Origin of the sequence: Aquimarina rhabdastrellae (assembly GCA_947387485.1) — a bacterium.
In the GTDB taxonomy this organism is placed as follows: Bacteria; Bacteroidota; Bacteroidia; order Flavobacteriales; family Flavobacteriaceae; genus Aquimarina.
In genome coordinates this window covers 495,284-513,091 of the sequence record CANDNT010000002.1, presented here as the reverse complement: position 1 = coordinate 513,091, position 17,808 = coordinate 495,284, and the positions used below count along the sequence as shown (strand labels likewise).

15 protein-coding genes are annotated in these 17,808 nt (G+C 31.4%); 3 read left to right on the top strand and 12 right to left on the bottom strand.

The window, feature by feature from the left end; genetic code table 11:
- The first annotated feature begins 19 nt into the window (after positions 1 to 19).
- Positions 20 to 736: a hypothetical protein gene (locus tag ACYEKI_RS06855; RefSeq protein ID WP_459210431.1), complete on the top strand. Its 717-nt coding sequence runs from the start codon at positions 20 to 22 to the stop codon at positions 734 to 736.
- Between the two features lie 37 nt (positions 737 to 773).
- On the opposite strand, the gene ACYEKI_RS06850 is transcribed toward ACYEKI_RS06855, so the two are convergent.
- The 6 genes from ACYEKI_RS06850 to ACYEKI_RS06825 all read right to left on the bottom strand — a co-directional run bounded on the left by ACYEKI_RS06850 (position 774) and on the right by ACYEKI_RS06825 (position 7,001).
- A complete protein-coding gene (locus ACYEKI_RS06850; protein ID WP_459210430.1) occupies positions 774 to 1,637 on the bottom strand; it encodes a hypothetical protein in 864 nt (287 codons plus the stop codon).
- A gap of 10 nt (positions 1,638 to 1,647) precedes the next feature.
- On the bottom strand, positions 1,648 to 2,340 hold the full coding sequence (locus ACYEKI_RS06845; RefSeq protein WP_459210429.1) for a DM13 domain-containing protein: 693 nt from the start codon (positions 2,338 to 2,340) through the stop codon (positions 1,648 to 1,650).
- 65 nt (positions 2,341 to 2,405) lie between these two features.
- Positions 2,406 to 5,003, bottom strand: coding sequence for a TonB-dependent receptor plug domain-containing protein (locus tag ACYEKI_RS06840; RefSeq protein WP_459210428.1), 2,598 nt, complete (start codon positions 5,001 to 5,003; stop codon positions 2,406 to 2,408).
- Complete coding sequence (locus tag ACYEKI_RS06835; RefSeq protein ID WP_459210427.1) at positions 5,004 to 5,912, bottom strand: FecR family protein; 909 nt, start codon at positions 5,910 to 5,912, stop codon at positions 5,004 to 5,006.
- Between the two features lie 94 nt (positions 5,913 to 6,006).
- Entirely contained in the window at positions 6,007 to 6,519 is a 513-nt protein-coding gene (locus ACYEKI_RS06830; RefSeq protein ID WP_459210556.1) for an RNA polymerase sigma factor, read from the bottom strand.
- Positions 6,520 to 6,602: 83 nt separating this feature from the next.
- Positions 6,603 to 7,001 (bottom strand): DUF2452 domain-containing protein, encoded by a 399-nt coding sequence (locus ACYEKI_RS06825; RefSeq protein ID WP_459210426.1) that lies wholly within the window; start codon positions 6,999 to 7,001, stop codon positions 6,603 to 6,605.
- A gap of 155 nt (positions 7,002 to 7,156) precedes the next feature.
- Here ACYEKI_RS06825 and ACYEKI_RS06820 point away from each other — a divergent pair, with 155 nt between their 5' ends.
- Entirely contained in the window at positions 7,157 to 8,188 is a 1,032-nt protein-coding gene (locus tag ACYEKI_RS06820) for a M12 family metallopeptidase (RefSeq protein WP_459210425.1), read from the top strand.
- Between the two features lie 125 nt (positions 8,189 to 8,313).
- Positions 8,314 to 8,856 carry a hypothetical protein gene (locus tag ACYEKI_RS06815; protein ID WP_459210424.1) on the top strand — a complete coding sequence of 181 codons (543 nt, stop codon included), beginning with the start codon at positions 8,314 to 8,316 and terminating at the stop codon, positions 8,854 to 8,856.
- On the opposite strand, the gene ACYEKI_RS06810 is transcribed toward ACYEKI_RS06815, so the two are convergent.
- The 6 genes from ACYEKI_RS06810 to ACYEKI_RS06785 all read right to left on the bottom strand — a co-directional run bounded on the left by ACYEKI_RS06810 (position 8,846) and on the right by ACYEKI_RS06785 (position 17,797).
- Positions 8,846 to 9,508, bottom strand: a complete 663-nt coding sequence (locus tag ACYEKI_RS06810; protein WP_459210423.1) for an HAD family hydrolase — start codon at positions 9,506 to 9,508, stop codon at positions 8,846 to 8,848. The genes ACYEKI_RS06815 and ACYEKI_RS06810 overlap by 11 nt on opposite strands.
- A 10-nt stretch (positions 9,509 to 9,518) precedes the next feature.
- The gene (locus ACYEKI_RS06805) at positions 9,519 to 11,912 is read right to left on the bottom strand and encodes a TonB-dependent receptor (RefSeq protein ID WP_459210422.1); all 2,394 of its coding nucleotides are present in this window, start codon (positions 11,910 to 11,912) and stop codon (positions 9,519 to 9,521) included.
- A 13-nt stretch (positions 11,913 to 11,925) separates the two neighbouring features.
- Positions 11,926 to 12,639 carry a DNA repair protein RecO gene (gene recO, locus ACYEKI_RS06800; RefSeq protein ID WP_459210421.1) on the bottom strand — a complete coding sequence of 238 codons (714 nt, stop codon included), beginning with the start codon at positions 12,637 to 12,639 and terminating at the stop codon, positions 11,926 to 11,928.
- The gene (gene porZ, locus ACYEKI_RS06795; RefSeq protein WP_459210420.1) at positions 12,640 to 14,922 is read right to left on the bottom strand and encodes a type IX secretion system anionic LPS delivery protein PorZ; all 2,283 of its coding nucleotides are present in this window, start codon (positions 14,920 to 14,922) and stop codon (positions 12,640 to 12,642) included. It lies immediately after the preceding gene.
- 207 nt (positions 14,923 to 15,129) lie between these two features.
- Positions 15,130 to 16,473 carry an NADP-specific glutamate dehydrogenase gene (gene gdhA, locus ACYEKI_RS06790; RefSeq protein ID WP_459210419.1) on the bottom strand — a complete coding sequence of 448 codons (1,344 nt, stop codon included), beginning with the start codon at positions 16,471 to 16,473 and terminating at the stop codon, positions 15,130 to 15,132.
- Positions 16,474 to 16,657: 184 nt separating this feature from the next.
- Entirely contained in the window at positions 16,658 to 17,797 is a 1,140-nt protein-coding gene (locus ACYEKI_RS06785; protein WP_459210555.1) for a cystathionine gamma-synthase, read from the bottom strand.
- Positions 17,798 to 17,808: the final 11 nt, after the last annotated feature.

The following is a 17,808-nucleotide window of genomic DNA, read 5'->3' as shown; positions in this document are numbered from 1 at the left end:
AATTAAAAAATGGTTAATCATGAATTTTAAATTTTTATTCTTTTTCTCATTATTATCATTAGGAATAATCTCAAATATGAATAGTCAAGTTATTCCTACTAAATCGAAACTTTTGAATACAAGTAATAGTACTACTATTATTTATACTGCTAACCATACACCTATACCTATTGAAGAAGTAAAAGGATCTGTATACCTTGATGATTCTTTTTCAAAGGGAAAAATCATTAGCGATTTAACTAAAGCTTCTCAAAATGTATACTTAAGATATAATTTATATCGTGATATTTTTGAAGTAAAATATAATCTTGCTGATGAAGAAATATTAGATTTCACAAAAGCTCCAGATTCTCATGCTGAATATCATTCAAATAAGTTTTATTTAAAATCTTATAAAGATCATGAAGGAGTATTACTTGAAGGTTATTTACAACAGTTACATACCTCTGAAACGATAGCGTTATATAAAAGATATTATCAAAAATTTCATGATCCAAAACCTGCAAAAACATCTTATGAGCAAGATATTCCCGGTAAATTAACTAATCAAATTAGTTATTATGTATTACTTGATAATAATCTTGTTTTGATGAATTCTAAGAGAAGTAAAATCTTAAATTCTTTTCCTAAACACACTAAAAAATTAAAAGCTTTTATAAAAGAAAAGAAATTAAAATTTAAAAATGATAAAGATTTCGTTCAACTCATTCAATATTATGATAGTTTAAACGGATAAAAAAAATGCGACTTGAAAAAATCAAGTCGCATTTTTTTTATTTTATATCGAGAAAAATTCCTCCAGAGTATGTTGGACTTGCATAGATAATTCTTCCATCAATAGTTGATGCAAATGTAAACGATACTCCTAACTTCTTAGTTAGATAGTACGCTAATTCTCCTGCCACACTAGTATACTCTATATTATTAGCAAAAATACTTCCTTGTGTATTTTGAGCCGAAAGATCACCATTCTGTAACGATTGTACTGCATTTAATCGCCCTATCACCCATAACTTGCTTTTTAAAAAGCTTATTCCTGCTTCTGCTCCAAAATGTAACTCGTCTGAAAAACCTTGCGTTCTATTATTATATCCTAGATATGTTTTTCCGTATGCATTTAAATCTTTAATCTTAAACGGAATTCCTAAATCTAACTGAGCTAATTGATTAAACTCTCCATCTCCAGTTTGAAAACTTCCATCACTACCTCCTGCATCATCTCCAATTGGCAAACCAAATTTTAATGTTCCTGATAATGCTAGTTTTCCTGTATTTAAAATTCCGTATCGAACTGCTATATCACTATCGCCTATTCCGTTTAAATCTTCTCCTTCTTGTAATACCTGTCCTGTTGTTCCTGAAACCTGCTCATTTTGGTATGTTCTAGAAAAAAATGGGATATACGCGATAACATCAAATCTATCTGTAATACCATATTCTCCATAAAAATTTAAGTTAAAATATCCTCTAGTAGCATTAGGATCAATAGCTCCTGTATCTGTATAGTGTTGATCTGAAGTTAATGACCATGCAGAGAGCTTATAGTATCCTTTTCCTTTTTTCTTCGTCCATTGTCCTTGAGCTATATTACTAATCAATAAAATGGCTATTGCTGTAAAAAAAATATTTTTATTCATTTGTCTTTTATTAATTAATAGTTCCGTCTCCTACTTTTACTGAAAAAGGTTTACACCAATACAATACATAATTATATTGATTAAGTGTTACATCTGGTATTTCATAAGTATGTGCTCCATTAAATGTTGTCACAGCTCCTATCTCATATGCTCCACTAATAGAATTAGGGTTATTAGTTAAGTAAACATATAATCCAGGTAGGCTCGTAGATGCAGCATAATTTTGATCAAATGAAAGTCTTAAATTAGAAGTCCCCGTCATTTCTTCAAGTGTAAAATCTCCTCTCAATAAATATCCGCTTGTTGCCCTAATACTACCTGATCTTTCCATTGTAGTAACTACAGTTTCATCTGTTATTTCAAGTGTATTTTCCACAAGAATTTCATCACCATCTTTTATGATACTAGCTGTAATAATTGAAGTTCCTTCTTGTAATGCTGTTGCTAATCCTGTTGCTCGATCAATAGTTACTACCACTTCATTAGAACTTGACCATTCAACTGACGCTTCTTCTTCTTGTCCTACATTATTAAGATATGTAGCTTCAAATTGATAAGTTTCATTTACTGCTAAAGATTGTAACGGATTATTAATTCTTAATTCTGGATCTACTGTATCTGCTATTATATCCTCTCCTATACATGAAGTATACAATACGCTGACTACAAATAGAAATAGAAAATAAAGTTTCTTTGTTTTCATAGTTGTATTAATTGGTTCTTTTGTAGTGTTGCGTCGAACCAAGACAATATTCCTTACAAGTTTTTTTAAAACTCTATTCGTAGCACAAGATTGGGAGTAATTCCTAACGAATTCATATTCACTTCTCGTACTTGAAGTTCTTGCTGAGTAGTTCTACTACCTTCAATAATTTCGTTAACCTCATATGTACGACTCAATTCGTTTTTTCGGTTATATATATTTAAAACAGAAATTCCGATTTTACCTTTCCAATTACTGTTCTTTTTAAAATCAAATTTATATGATGATGAGAAATCCAAGCGATGATATGTAGCTAATCTAGCGCTATTAATATCACCATACCTAATTATAGATTCCCCATTGTCTTCTTCTACACCTAGAGCTGGAGTATATGGTATTCCTGTTCTAAAATTCCATCCTAATGAAACTTCAAAATTATTTAGTACATATGAATGTGACCAAGAAAAGCTATGCCTTACATCAAAATTTCCAGGAAAAGAATTCCCTTCATTTAATTCGTTAAACGTAAATCTGTTCTGAGCATAAGAATAACTTATCCAACTCCTATAATCTTCAATTCTTTTCTTTATTAAAAAATCAATTCCTACAGCTTCACTTTTTCCCACAAAAACATCTTGATCCTCTGTAATATTAAACCCTCTTGTAAAAGACGTAAGTCCTTTAGTATTTTTATAATAAGACTCTATATCAATATCCCATCCATGATCAGAATATAAAATTCCTCCTGCAAACTGGTGTCCTTTTTGCACTGGTATTAATTCTTCTCCTGATAGTACCCAAAGTTGGTTTTCAAGCCCAAAATCTCTTGTTTCAAACTCTAATACTTGACTAATAACTTGTTCTTTTCGCTCACCAGAAAACCTAGCTGTAGTTTTAGGTGCCACATCAAATTCTATTTTTAATCTAGGTTCTATAGATACTCGATTTAGTTCTGAAAAATAATTCCCTCTTACTCCAAAGCTTAATTTAACCGCTTCTTTTTCATTATAACGATACTCTCCATATAATGCATGTGTTAAATTTTGTATAGCTCTATCTTCTATTACACCTTGTGTTGTTGTTCCATCTGTACTTCTTCCTAATAAAAAAGAAACATCGTTAGAAGAAAATTCGTATCCCATAAGAATCTTATTATGATCCGTTATTTTCCAATTTCCGTTAATTCCTATTCCTACATCTAAGAGTTCATTATCTTTATAGGTAGTATTTTGTTGTGTTTCAGAAAATCGACTTATACCTCTATAACTTAAGCTATAATTAGAAAAATAACCTTTTATATCATATTGAAATACATCATTTAAGGTTTGTGTTCTACTTAAACTAATCCCTTGATTTTCTATATCTAAAACATCCTGAACTCCATCTATAATATCTCCTACTTGCTCTATAAAGTTTAAATGATTTTGAGTATTTAAACTACTAAACTCCCATTTGGTTTTTTCATTAGGTTCATAGATTCCTTTTACCGTAGCATCAGAAAAATAAAATAAGTTTTTAGTTTGGGATGCATTTTCATCTACTACTTCATTATTTAAAATAACTCTAGTATTTTGAAATACTCTTCTTGAATACTGATTGTAGGTAAATGTTTCAAAAATATCTGTAAATGCTCTTCTTGCAGAAAATATTAATCCAAATTTTTCTGTTACAGGAATTTTTGCGTGTGCATCAATATGTGTCATATTAATTCCTGCTCCACCACTAAATCGCTGTGGTATCTCGTTTGCCGAAGTAATATCAATTACACCAGATACTCTCCCTCCATATTTGGCTTCTGTTCCACTTCTAGAAACTTTTACATCTTCAATTATATACGGATTAAATGCGGATAGTAGTCCAAAAAAATGTCCCGTATGGTACATTTTAATACCATCCCATAAAATTAAATTTTGATCAGGAGTTCCTGATCTTATATATAACCCAGAAGCAGTTTCTGTTGGACTTTGTATACCTGGTAAGAACTGTATAGTTTGTAATGGATCTGGTTCAACTAATCTTGGTAAAATACCTAATTTATTAGGTACAATTTTAATTCCTCCTCCTTCTTCTCTTGTTACACCTGTTGTTAAGTACTCTGTAATTAGTACTTCATCTAAATCTTCATTTAAGGGTGTAACCCATATTTTTTTACATTTATTTCGCTTTAAATCTTCAGCTTTTACCAATGAAGTAACATATCCTAAACTTTGTATTTCTATAGGATCTAATGAATGTACATTTTTTAATTCATAAAACCCATTAGCGTCTACATCAACTTTAAATCCTGTACTTCTATTAATTACTGTTGCCTGTACAATTGGTTTAGCAGTAAATTCATCTACTAGATATCCACAAATATCTATCTTGTAAGGATCCTTAACGTTTTTTAAAATATAGTAGCGTTCACTAATTTTCTCAAAAACTAAGGCTGTTTTCTTTTGTATTTTTTGTAGAATTTCTTCTAAAGAACCACTTTCTTTAATACTCAAGCGTTCTTTTGCTATTGAAGTTGTATTGTAAGAAAATTTAATTTTGTATTGCTTTTCAATACGTTTTAAAACTTTAGTAAGCGGTATTTCTTTATTATTATAAGATATATCTTTCTGTGCAAAAGCACAAAAAAACATTAGAAAACACCATAAATTACAAATTATCAGCTTCATTTACCCCTTTAGAAGAACAACTTTATTTTTGTTCTTAAAGGTATATTTTATTTCCATAGGATCAAAAACTGTTTGTAATGCTAATGTCAAATTTTTGTGTGTAAAACTTCCCGTATATCTAGCATCACTATCAATATTTTCTTTCTCAAAATTAATTTGATATTGTTTTTCTAGAGCTTCAATTACATATTTTAACGGTACATTATCAAAAGAACTTTCTCCTAGTATCCAATCAGGTTGATCTGTCGTTACGACTAATTGTTCTACATTATTGTCTAATATTCTTACACCATTACCTCTTTCTAACAATACTTCCTTTTCTATAGAAGGACTAACTTTAACTTTCCCTTCATGGCAACGTACTTCAAAATACTTCTCTTCTGATTTTACATTGAATTTTGTACCTAGAACAGTCACTGTTCCTTGATCCGTAACCACAGAAAAAGACGATCCTTTTGTTACTTCAAAAAATGCCTCTCCATTTAATGTTACTTTTCGTTCATTTTCCCAAGATTTCTCATCGAATTCAATTGCAGATTTTGCATTTAATTTAACCAAAGAACCATCTGGTAAATTTACTGCTACTTGTTCTCCAAAACCTGTTGTTACTGCTGTTGTAGAGGATAAAAAGAAATTTATTCCAATAGCTATCACAAATAATGATGCTATTGCATAAGTCCAATACGGAATTAATCGTTTTACTTTGATTTTTTTACTTGTTGCTTTTGTTATATTGTTAAACACCGCTTTTTGATCAAATTCAGGCCTTTCAAAATGCTCCATTGCAGCAATAATCTTTTTATAAGCTACAAAATCTGATGTATTTTTAAACGTTTCTTCTTCTTGAGAAGAAAGTTTACCAGATAGCCATCTTGCTAAAAAAGTATCATCTGAATAATTCTCTTTCACGGTTTTATCATTTAAGGTTCTCCTACTATTTTATTTAGTATTCCTTCCTGATTCTATGTATAGAACAGTCTTAAATTGCTCTACCCTACTTTTTTTATATTTTTCCTATTCTTTCTCTTAAAATTTCTAATGCCTTATGCATTCTTTTCTCAACTGCTTTAACCGATATTCCTACTATTTCGGCAATTTCTTTGTATGTTTTCTTCTCCATTCTAGATAACAAAAAAACTTCACGTTGTCTACTTGGCAAATCCGCTATTGCTTGTTGTAGCTTGTCCATAAATTCCTTTTCTTCTAAAAGGTATTCTGGCGTTTCTTTATTAGTTTTATTCGTAGAATCTAATTGGTACTTCAACACTACTTTTTGATGTGCTACTTCATTAAGGAATTTATTATTTGCAACTGTATATAAAAAAGACTTTGCTTTTTCATAGATCACTTTTGCACAATTATCCCATAATTTAATAAAAGCTTCTTGGACTATATCTTCAGCTTGTTGCTTATCTCCACATTTGTAATACACAAAGCTATGCAATGTTCTTGCATGCGTATCAAATAGTATTTCAAAGTTTGATTGTTTACAAACTGATTTATTTTCTTCTGGCATCAAAAAATGAGATTCTTGTATTACTTTCTTAGTTCTGTTATTTAGAAAAGAGTCTTAACTAGATTTTCAAAAATATCTTTTTTTTATGATTTTTTCATCCACATTTTATCACTATTAAGTGTAAAAGTACCTATATGCTTAAAATTACATTCATGTGGAGCTATCATTGACAAAAAAACGCTAGTACCTTTACTTTCATATAAATGATACGTTTCTCCAACAACAGGTTCAAAACTAAACTTTGAGCTATAAATAAGATTATTGTATTCATATTGCTCCATCATCTTTTCGTATTGCATTTTGATGGCCTCAAACTGCGTTTTAAATTGATGGTTTACTCTATTAATATTGGTGTTTTTCCAAGTCGTTACATCCTCTGTTTTAATTACAGGTGCTCCTACATTTGTAGCATACGTTTTTAATTTGGAATCGTATTGTGCTTCTTCTTCATTATAGACAACTTGATCTGGTCTCTTTTTCATCTACTCTGCTTTTCTACAAAAATACTCTAAATCTTTGATTCTGTATAAGATTCTTTTCTTTGGTAAATTTTCTTAAAAAAACATCTTTTACACTATACAATAATATCATTTTTTACTAGTTATAATCTCTCATTAACTAAAACACAAACTACATAATGAAAAAAAATGGATTTTATATGCTGTTAGCAGCATTAGCTATTGCCTCATGTTCTGATAAGGAAACTTTAAATGAGGAATCTTCTTTAGATTTAAATATTGATTCTTTTAAAGGTGCCGAAATTGCTTTTTCTAATGCCGAAGGATCTCTAGGAAAAGGATTCTATAATGGTATTGAAGTATCTTATGAAAAGATAGACAATCAATATGTCTATGAAGGTGATATTATTTTACCTAAAGATCAAGTATTTTCTTCTATAGAAAACTTAATCTTATTACCTGGACAGGAACCTACTTCAAACCGAAGTGTAGGAAGAACCTCTGGTCGATGGCCTAATAATACAGTGTATTATACTATTGATGCTAATTTACCTAACTCTTCTCGAGTTACCTCTGCCATTAACCATTGGGAGGCAAATACAAATCTAAGATTTGTAGAACGTACAAATCAACCTAATTACATTCGTTTTGTTTCTGGTGAAGGATGTTCTTCTAGTGTTGGAATGGTTGGTGGTTTACAGTTTATCACTTTATCTAATAACTGTTCTACTGGAAATACAATTCACGAAATAGGACATGCTGTAGGATTATGGCACGAACAAAGTAGAGTAGATCGAGATCAATATTTAAATATTCATTTTGACAATATCAAAAATGGGAGATCTCATAATTTTCAAACTTATGAGCAACGTGGTCGAGATGGTGATGAATATACTGCTACTCTAGATTTTGGTTCTATCATGATGTATGGAGCATATGCGTTTTCTAAAAATGATCTTCCTACTATCACTAAGAAAAATGGACAAACATATCAAGCTCAACGAAATGGTTTATCTAATGACGATATAGAAGGAATTGCTCAAATGTATCCTAGTAACGATACTAATCAACCTGTTTATCAAAATGGACAATATTATACCGTAAATGGTTTAAGAGTATATCGTCATAATGATCAATGGTATTACTATAGTTCTACATCTGGATGGAGACCAGTTGTATATACTAATGGACAATGGTATTATGCAGATTAATTTTAAATGATTAATTCAAATTAAATTGTTAACCTTAGGTACTTTGAGTACTTAAGGTTTTCTTTTGGTTTGATTTTAAAATACATTACTTTTGGCCTTATTAATTATTGCTTTTTTCTGTTTTTATGAAATCGTATTTATATTTAATTGCTTTATGTACTATTTTAATAAGCTGTAAAGACAAGGTTCAGGTAGTTGCTACGCCTCCTGGATATACTCCTCTTGATAGTTTATCTCAACAGAAAAGTGATATTAAACTTTATGCTCTTTCTGCTCAAGCTCAAAAAGATTTAGCCGATTCAGATGATTTTCAGCATTTACATAAGAAAATACTCAATATTGCTAAGGCAAATCCTTTTTATATAAAAAGACAACTTGATAGTGTCTCTGAAGCTTTACAAAATTTTGAATCTCATTTGAGACCAAAGCAAAAAATCAAGCCTATTGAGTCTCGTATCTTAGTTTTAAATACAGAAATTGGACTCTTGCAAAATCTCATTGACAAGAGATTCCCTAATTCAGAAAATATCCTTAATAACAACGGTAGGTTACTTATTGCTTATAATAGTCTTATTGTACAGCTTAACGAGTTATCTCTAGCTATCCCTGAGAATATCAAAAATGAATTATTAAATGACAGTCAGGATTTAAGAGAGCTTAATAATTAAACTCAACACTTTTTAATAAGCTTTTCAAATCAGGATACCATTGTTCCATTCCTAAAGTCGTTAATGACTTATAGTTTTTCTCACCAATCCCGATAAAGTCTATATTTAGATTTTTTGCAGTAAGTAAATCCCACACACCATTGCCAATGGATACAATCTTATCAAAAGTGTCTATTCTATAATATTTCTTTGCTTTATCTATAGCTTCCAAGACAAAACCTTCTCTATCTTCATGTGTCTTTGAAGTCGCTAATAAAGCCTTATCATACCATAAATCACATTCGCTTAGTTTTAATAATGCTGGATTAGGTAACGAGCCCGTAGCAAAGCAAAAAGGTGTTTTTTGTGCTCTTAATTGGTCCAAAAGTTCTTTTGCTCCTAATATAGGTTTCATCCTCGTGCAGTCAATAGATGCTATTAGTGCTGATTCGAATGCATCAATTTTTTCAAGCGGCATACTCTCATTAAAATTACGTTCATAATTATACCGTAATGCATATCGATCTGTATGGTGCTTATAGTTATTAAAGTTTGTATCGATTTCTTGAATTCCAATAGTATTTAACGCTTTAATCACTGCTTCATGATACATCTTTACACTATCTGTTAAAGTTCCATCAATATCAAATACGTATAGTTTTTTGGTATTCATATTTTTAATTCTACAAACTATATTTTAAGGATACTATCAAATTCCTTCCTGCAGCCGCAATTCCTGAAGAATATGTTCTATAACGCTGATCAGTTATATTTTCTAATGTTGCAGTAGCTTGTAAACTTTTTGATATTTGATATTGACTACGTAAGTTTAAGGTATACCATGAAGGTGAGTATGGATTACCATTATCATCTATAGCATACAAATTATCTTTACCTCTTTCTGTAGGAGATAAATCTTCAAAACTAAACGCTCCACTATACATAGCATACGCATCAAATTTCCACTTGTCTTTGGTTAAAATTAAATGTGAATTCCCAAACTGAGGTGCTACATGCCTAGCTGGAGCTACTTCTCCATTATCTAATTCTTCCTCACCTCCTATATATGAATATTGAGTAGTAAATCTTAATTGATTGGTTATATCTATTTTTGTACCAAATTCAAACCCAAATATTTTTGATTGTGCAGCATTCTGTATAGCTTGTACATTACTTAGTTCCCCTTGATATTCTATTTCTGTTTCTCCGTCTAAAGAGAAATCTCTTCTCACTAAAGCATTATTTAATAAGGTATAATATGTAGCAAAATCAAAAGAAATACCTTTTGTTACTTTCACCTTTAACCCCAACTCTCCGTTGTATGCATATTCATGCTTTAAATCTGGATTAGGTACTACTACTGATCCTGGTTCTGAATCAAATATTTTACCTACATCATCAACGTTTGGAGCTCTGAAAGCAGTAGAAAAATTAAATTTCCATTGCAGTATATCATTAGGTAACCAGCTTAAGCCTATATTACCTGTTAACGCTCCTGTATCCAAATTTGCTTCGTCAAAAGGAAAATCAAAAAAGCGATCATCAAATTGAGAATATAAAATCACATGATTATATCTAGCTCCTGCTTGTAATGTTAATTTTTCTGTAAACTTATGTTGTAAACTAGCATATAAAGCTGCAGATTGCCAAGTAGCCCCATCTGGATATCTCGATGCTGCATCTTCACTTTCATTTGTTATGATATTAATATCTCTACCAGTAGATCCGACCTCATTAATCACATATTCTCCTCCATAATAAAACGTTGTTTTATCCCATAAAGCTTTTTCAAAATCAATATTGAATGAATAGGCATCGACCTTTTCTACATTTTCAGATAATATTTCTCTATTAATACGTCTACTATTACGACTTTCTTCAAAATGCTGATATGCCGCTGTTATTTTCATTTCGTCATAGATACCTCTTAAAGCTTTATGCGAAGCCTGTAGATTTCCCATTAACCATTCTTGAGGACCATAATACCATTCTGCAAATCTTAATGCTCCATCTCTGCGTTGTGTCAAACGGTCATATCTAGGGTAATCTGATGTAGTTGTATAGATAAAACTAGCGTCAAAATTCCATTTTTCATTTGGAGAAAAACGAACTTTCTGCATTAAGTTTGTTTGATTATATCCTGTAAAAACCTGTTTTTTTGGGTCTTTATTTTGAACTATTACATCTTCTCCATTAATACGTTCTACATACGCTGTACGTAAATATTCTTCTGGCCCATGACTTCCCATTTTAAGATCCTCAAAATCTGTATAACTTATACTTGTTAAGAAAGCCCATTTATCAAACCCTATATTAAAATCTACATGCCCAGTCTTTTCTTCATTTGCAGTTGCATATCTAACTAGAGCATTTACATCTATTTTTTGAGCTCCTATTTTCCCTAAAGTAGGCTTCTTTGTATAAAAATTCATTACTCCTCCTACAGCATCACTACCATATACTATTGACCCTGGTCCCAAAATAACCTCTGTACGATCTATAGTAAAAGGATCTATCGATATTACATTTTGTACATTACCTCCTCTAAAAATAGCTGTATTCATTCTAACGCCATCTACTGTGAGTAACAGTCTATTTGTAGAGAAACCTCTTATAATAGGGCTTCCTCCACCTAGCTGACTTTTTTGTATATAGACCTGTCCACTTTGTTGTAGTAAATCTGCTGAAGTTTGAGGATTAGTAAATGTTATATTTTCTGAAGAAAAGCTCACTATTTTTTGAGAAATATCTTTTGCTTTTTGAGCCCATTTTGAAGTAGAAATAACAATCTCGGATAATGCATTTTCATCACTTTCTAATATAACAACTTCATAAATGTCTGAAACCTTTATATGTTTAGTAACATGTGCTACATGCTTAAAAATAAGAATTTCATTTTTGTTAAAATTCGAAATATCAGCTTTTCCATCAAAATCTGTAATAACACTTTTTGTCTTGCTTTTATTAAATATTGCTACATTAGGAATTGGTGCTTGAGATTCTTCTGTAAGCACTTTAATTTGTTGTGCTTGCATACTCCCAAAGCAAATTAATAATGTAATAATAAATAAACGCATTCTAGCTGATTTCTTAATTGTAAATTTCGTTTAATATAGAAAGAGATTTTGGCTTTTTAAAGCCGTGCAAATGTAACTCAAAATATGTTAAAAGAGTATTAATTAGGTTACTTCTTATCTCTTTGTTTAACTTCAGTTTCATACTTTCATCAAAATTCGTACCTAAAAACTTTTTTAAAAATTCAACTTGAATTCCTTCTACGTTATTTGCTCCTATTAAATCAAAACATCCTTCTTGTAAATTAAAACTAGGTAATGCTACAGTCGAAGTATCTGGATAAAAGCCTAGATATTGTGTAAGTTTAAGCATAAATGCTATATGGAAATTAGCAATTTCTTCATGCGTATCTAACCATAAAAATGCAGTTTCCAAGAATTGATATAATGCTGGGTTTTCTTCTTCTTCTTGAATAGCGTTTTTAAGTATTTCTGACAAAAAAAGTACCAGAGAGCTTTTAATCATTTGAATATGCAATGTTTTATATGGGATTGCTATTCTAGCTTCTTTAATACGTTCTAAATTACCTTTATTTTTATGTACAGCTTCTATTTCCAAAATCGTTAAAGGTTGAAAAAACGATGCTTTTAACTTTCCTCTTTTCGATTTTAAAACTCCTCTTATATGATACGAACGTAATCCTTCTGCTTGTGTAAATAATTTTACAATGAGATCTGCTTCTCCATACCGTAAAGCATGCAATACTATTGCTCGAGTTTGTATGGTCATTTATCGTACGATCATCAATTTTGACACTTTAGTTTCTGCTTGATCTTCTGCTGTAATTAAAATCAAATATACTCCTGAAGCTACCTTGTGTTTCCCAAAAGCTCTCGTATCCCATTGAATACTTCCTCCACTACTCACTTCTTCATATACAAGGTTTCCTTCTATGTCTGTGATTTTTACATTTGCTCTTGATGTCAAACCTCGAATAGTAACCATACCACTAAACCCTGGTCTTACTGGATTAGGATATGCAGATACAGCTTCAAGAGATGTATTAGGATCTGTTGCAGATCCATTAAATTCGATTAAACCTTTTGTAGTCGCAAAATATACTTTCCCAGTTTGTCCGTCAATAGTTATATCTTGAACAGTATTTGATGGTAATGGTGAATTCTCTGTTGTATAATGTGCTAATGTTTCTTGTCCATCTGGAGATAAATAAAACACTCCAGACGACCCCGTAGCAATCCATTTATTATTGGAACCATCTACTTCAATATCAGAAATAAATTGTTCAAAAAGTAATTCTTGCGGTACTCCATTATCCAGAATAACAATATTACTACTCGTGGGATTTGATTGTTCAAAAGCACTTTGCGTATTAAAAAACACACGCAAGCCTCCTCTTGTTCCTATCCACAATTGATTATTTTGATCTACAGCTAATGCTCTTACATCTTCTAATGCAAAACTAGAATCATTACCTGCATCAATCTTACGTACAGCTCCGTTTTCTGGATTATATCCAACAACACCATTTAATGATGATCCAAAAAACACATTCCCTCTTCTATCTAACACCAGTTTACTAAATCCATTATCGGCTGATGGATTAGATACTGCTCCTGAAATGTTAATCCCTGTTACCTCTTTTGTTTCTGGGTTAAATAATTTTAATCCATCTCTTATTCTTGAATTTACAATCCATAAATTTCCATCGCTATTAAATGCTGCCCCATTCAATCTTACCACCTCATCTCCTGTTACCAAAGTTTCAAAACCACTATTAGAAGAATTATACAATGCTGTTGCATTATTTTCATTTAACTCTAGTAAACCATCTTGAAAACTACTTATAAAAACTTGTTCTGTATTATTAGGGTTCACGGCTATATGAACCAGAGATGTAGCTCCTAAAATATCATCTTTTGAAATATTTATCCAACTTTCTCCTATAGGTAACCTACTAACCCCTTGTCGTTTTAAAGGAAATGGATTAAATAGTACATCATGTTCACCATACGTAACCCATAAATTATCATCTACAAACTGTACTGCAAAAGGATCATTTGCCAAAGGTCCTGATGGTGTAATATTGGTATACTCAGTTCTTCCATCTGCAATTGTCATTTTTATTGCACCTATGTCACTAGCTCCAATAAAAACATCTTCTCCCATACTTATAGCCACTGTGGGTAAAAAACTATCAAACCCTGGATTAGCTATTGATCTTATAAGTTGTAGTGAAGTATCATATAATCGCACATTATTACCTGACGTTACTACTAATTCTTCTCCCGATGATCGCATTGAGTTTATTGTAGTAGGTAATGTCAATACTGTATTTAATGAATTTCCTTGTAATCTTCTTATTAAGTTTGAATTTTGTTGCAAGTACAATTGATTTCCAAATAATTGCACTCCGTTAAAATTCCCTCCACTAACCAATGTCCATTGATTAAAATCTACCAAGTTTGGATTAGTTTCACTAGCTCTTATTAATCCATTAGATCGTGTTGCCGCATAAATATTACCTTCAAAAAAGGCTGCTTGAGCCACTTCTATCTGTGTCCCTCCTGCTCCTATAAAATAGGTGTCTCCAAACTCTAGTTTATCAAGATTTAATTCTACTATACCAAACCCTGTTGACACTAATACACGTCCATCTTTTTCTACAAAGTGATTAATTTTTCTTCTATCAGGAGCAATTGTAGGCTTATCTCTAATATCGATTAAAGTAACAATATCATCTTCATTATCCTGTATAATTTCAATTAATCCATTTTCATAACCAATTAAAGTAACTTCAAAGGCTTCACTTCGAAAAATTGCTGAAATAAGTTCTCCTGATAGTCCTTCTACAGTAGAAAATGTATTGATAAGATTACTATCTATATCATAAGTAAATAAAGCATTTTCTGAAGCAATATATAACTGGTTATCTCCAGCACTCATATCTTTTATCTGAAAATACGAATAATGTCCTTTCCATTGTCCACTAAAATTTTGAGCTATTCCAGTAAACGGAATTAAAAGCAATAACAAACAATATAATGCTCTCATATATTTATGTTTTTCTACTAAAGTTTTATTATTAAAACTCTATCTGTGTGATTCTATCTATGTTTAAAACACGCTAAAATACTAATTATTATAACCAATTAGTATGCTTATTCTTTTTCTATATAGAAAATTCGTATTTGATAATCTTTCTTCATAAAAAAAGCCACTCAAAAGAGTGGCCTATAAACTTATTAACTGATTCTAAATTTATACTACTCCTTGAGCAAGCATAGCATCTGCTACTTTTACAAAACCTGCAATATTTGCTCCTTTTACATAGTTTATAAATCCATCTTCTTCTGTTCCGTATTCAACACATTTTTCGTGAATATCACTCATAATGTCACGTAACTTACCATCAACTTCTGCAGCTGTCCAGCTATAACGAAGTGAGTTTTGAGACATCTCTAATCCAGATGTAGCTACTCCTCCTGCATTTGATGCTTTACCTGGAGAGAATAAAATCTTAGCTTCTAAGAACTCTTCTACTGCATCTGCTGTACATGGCATATTAGCTCCTTCTCCTACACAAATACATCCATTAGCGATTAATGCTTTTGCATCATCTAATTGTAATTCGTTTTGTGTAGCACAAGGTAATGCGATATCACAAGCTACAGTCCAAGGTGTTTCTCCTTCTACATATGTTGCTTCTGGGTATTGAGATACATACTCTTTAATACGTCCTCTCTTTACATTTTTAAGCTCCATTACATAAGCTAACTTCTCTGCATCGATACCAGCTTCGTCATAAATATATCCTGAAGAGTCTGATAAAGTAATTACCTTTCCTCCTAATTCGATTACTTTCTCTGTCGCAAATTGAGCTACATTTCCAGATCCAGATACTACAACACGTTTTCCTTCAAAACTTTCTCCGCGTGTTTTTAACATGCTATCTGCGAAGTATACATTACCGTACCCTGTAGCTTCTGGTCTAATTAAAGAACCTCCATACTCAAGACCTTTACCTGTAAGTACTCCTGTAAACTCGTCTCTTAAACGCTTGTATTGACCAAATAAATATCCTATTTCACGACCTCCTACACCGATATCTCCTGCTGGAACATCTGTATTAGCACCGATATATTTAGATAATTCAGTCATGAAACTTTGACAAAAACGCATTACTTCTGCATCTGACTTTCCTTTTGGGTTAAAGTCTGATCCTCCCTTACCACCACCCATAGGTAGTGTAGTTAAACTGTTTTTAAACGTTTGTTCAAACGCTAAAAACTTTAAAATACTTAAATTAACAGATGGGTGAAAACGTAATCCTCCTTTATATGGTCCAATTGCCGAATTCATCTGTACACGATAACCTCTATTTATTTCTATTTCTCCTTTATCATTTGTCCACGGCACTCTAAACATAAATACGCGCTCTGGTTCTACCATACGCTCTAAAAGCTTCGCGTTTTGATATTTTTCATTCTCTTCAATGAAAGGTATCACAGTTTCTGCTACTTCTCTTACTGCCTGCATAAATTCTGGCTCGTTAGCATTTCGCTGTGCTACAGAATTAATGAAATTTTCTATACTTTCTTTCATTAGTATTAAAGTTATGTTGTAATTCTTTTTTTTAACTGTATTGCGAACTTTATTTCGCAAATCTTAAACTTTGTACAAATATATATATCTTAAAATTTTCAGCCTTATTTTTTATGAGTTTTGCATTACGAAAACGTTTTTTATTTTCATTTTCATAATTTCATCTAAAATAATTCTTAAAAAATTATGATAATGCTTGTTCTAAATCAATTATTAAGTCGTTAATATCTTCAATCCCTACACTTAATCGAATTAAAGAATCTTTAATTCCTGTTTTTTCTCTTTCTTCTTTAGGTATAGACGCATGAGTCATGCTAGCAGGATGTCCTGCTAAACTTTCTACTCCTCCTAAAGATTCGGCCAAAGTAAATATCTTCAGTTTTTGAACTACATTTACAGCTCCCTGTAAAGAATCTTCTTTAGTCGAAAAAGAAATCATTCCACCATAACCATCCATTTGTGCTTTTGCTATATGATGATTAGGATGATCTTCAAATCCTGGCCAGTATACTTTATCTACTTTAGGATGATTTCTTAAATATCTAGCTATTGCTTCACCATTTTCACAATGCCTTTGCATACGCACATGTAATGTCTTAATTCCTCTTAGTACCAAAAAGCTATCTTGAGGTCCACATATAGCTCCACTTGCATTTTGGATAAAATATAATTGCTTTGCTAATGTTTCATCTTTAACAATAAGTGCTCCCATCACCACATCACTATGTCCACCCATATATTTTGTAGCACTATGCATTACAATATCTGCACCTAAATCTAATGGTCTTTGTAAATATGGTGTTGCAAAAGTATTATCAACAGCTAGTAGAATATTATGTTTTTTTGTTACTTCTGCTATAGCTTTAATATCAATTATATTCATCATTGGATTTGTAGGAGTCTCTACCCAAATCAATTTGGTCTTTTCTGTTACAAATCTTTCAACATTAGAAGATTCATTTAGTCCTACAAAGCGAAATTTTATACCAAAATCTTCAAAAATCTTAGTAAACAATCTGTAAGTTCCGCCGTACAAATCATTTGATGATATTACTTCGTCTCCTGGTTTTAATAATTTCATCACAGCATCAATAGCTGCTAATCCTGATCCAAATGCTAAACCATATTTCCCATTTTCTAAGCTTGCAAAAGCATTTTCTAATGCATTTCTTGTCGGGTTATGTGTTCTACTATACTCATAGCCTTTATGTTTCCCTGGAATTGACTGAGCATATGTTGATGTTTGATATATTGGAGTCATCACAGCTCCATATGCAGGGTCATGTTGCTGCCCGCCATGAATTGTTTTGGTATTAAACTTCATATCTTCCTCCA

Coding starts and splice junctions, on each gene's coding strand:
- ACYEKI_RS06855 (WP_459210431.1), top strand. CDS start 20: ATGAATTTTAAATTTTTATTCTTTTTCTCATTATTATCATTAGGAATA.
- ACYEKI_RS06850 (WP_459210430.1), bottom strand. CDS start 1,637: ATGAATAAAAATATTTTTTTTACAGCAATAGCCATTTTATTGATTAGT.
- ACYEKI_RS06845 (WP_459210429.1), bottom strand. CDS start 2,340: ATGAAAACAAAGAAACTTTATTTTCTATTTCTATTTGTAGTCAGCGTA.
- ACYEKI_RS06840 (WP_459210428.1), bottom strand. CDS start 5,003: ATGAAGCTGATAATTTGTAATTTATGGTGTTTTCTAATGTTTTTTTGT.
- ACYEKI_RS06830 (WP_459210556.1), bottom strand. CDS start 6,519: ATGCCAGAAGAAAATAAATCAGTTTGTAAACAATCAAACTTTGAAATA.
- ACYEKI_RS06825 (WP_459210426.1), bottom strand. CDS start 7,001: ATGAAAAAGAGACCAGATCAAGTTGTCTATAATGAAGAAGAAGCACAA.
- ACYEKI_RS06820 (WP_459210425.1), top strand. CDS start 7,157: ATGAAAAAAAATGGATTTTATATGCTGTTAGCAGCATTAGCTATTGCC.
- ACYEKI_RS06815 (WP_459210424.1), top strand. CDS start 8,314: ATGAAATCGTATTTATATTTAATTGCTTTATGTACTATTTTAATAAGC.
- ACYEKI_RS06810 (WP_459210423.1), bottom strand. CDS start 9,508: ATGAATACCAAAAAACTATACGTATTTGATATTGATGGAACTTTAACA.
- ACYEKI_RS06805 (WP_459210422.1), bottom strand. CDS start 11,912: ATGCGTTTATTTATTATTACATTATTAATTTGCTTTGGGAGTATGCAA.
- recO (WP_459210421.1), bottom strand. CDS start 12,639: ATGACCATACAAACTCGAGCAATAGTATTGCATGCTTTACGGTATGGA.
- porZ (WP_459210420.1), bottom strand. CDS start 14,922: ATGAGAGCATTATATTGTTTGTTATTGCTTTTAATTCCGTTTACTGGA.
- gdhA (WP_459210419.1), bottom strand. CDS start 16,473: ATGAAAGAAAGTATAGAAAATTTCATTAATTCTGTAGCACAGCGAAAT.
- ACYEKI_RS06785 (WP_459210555.1), bottom strand. CDS start 17,797: ATGAAGTTTAATACCAAAACAATTCATGGCGGGCAGCAACATGACCCT.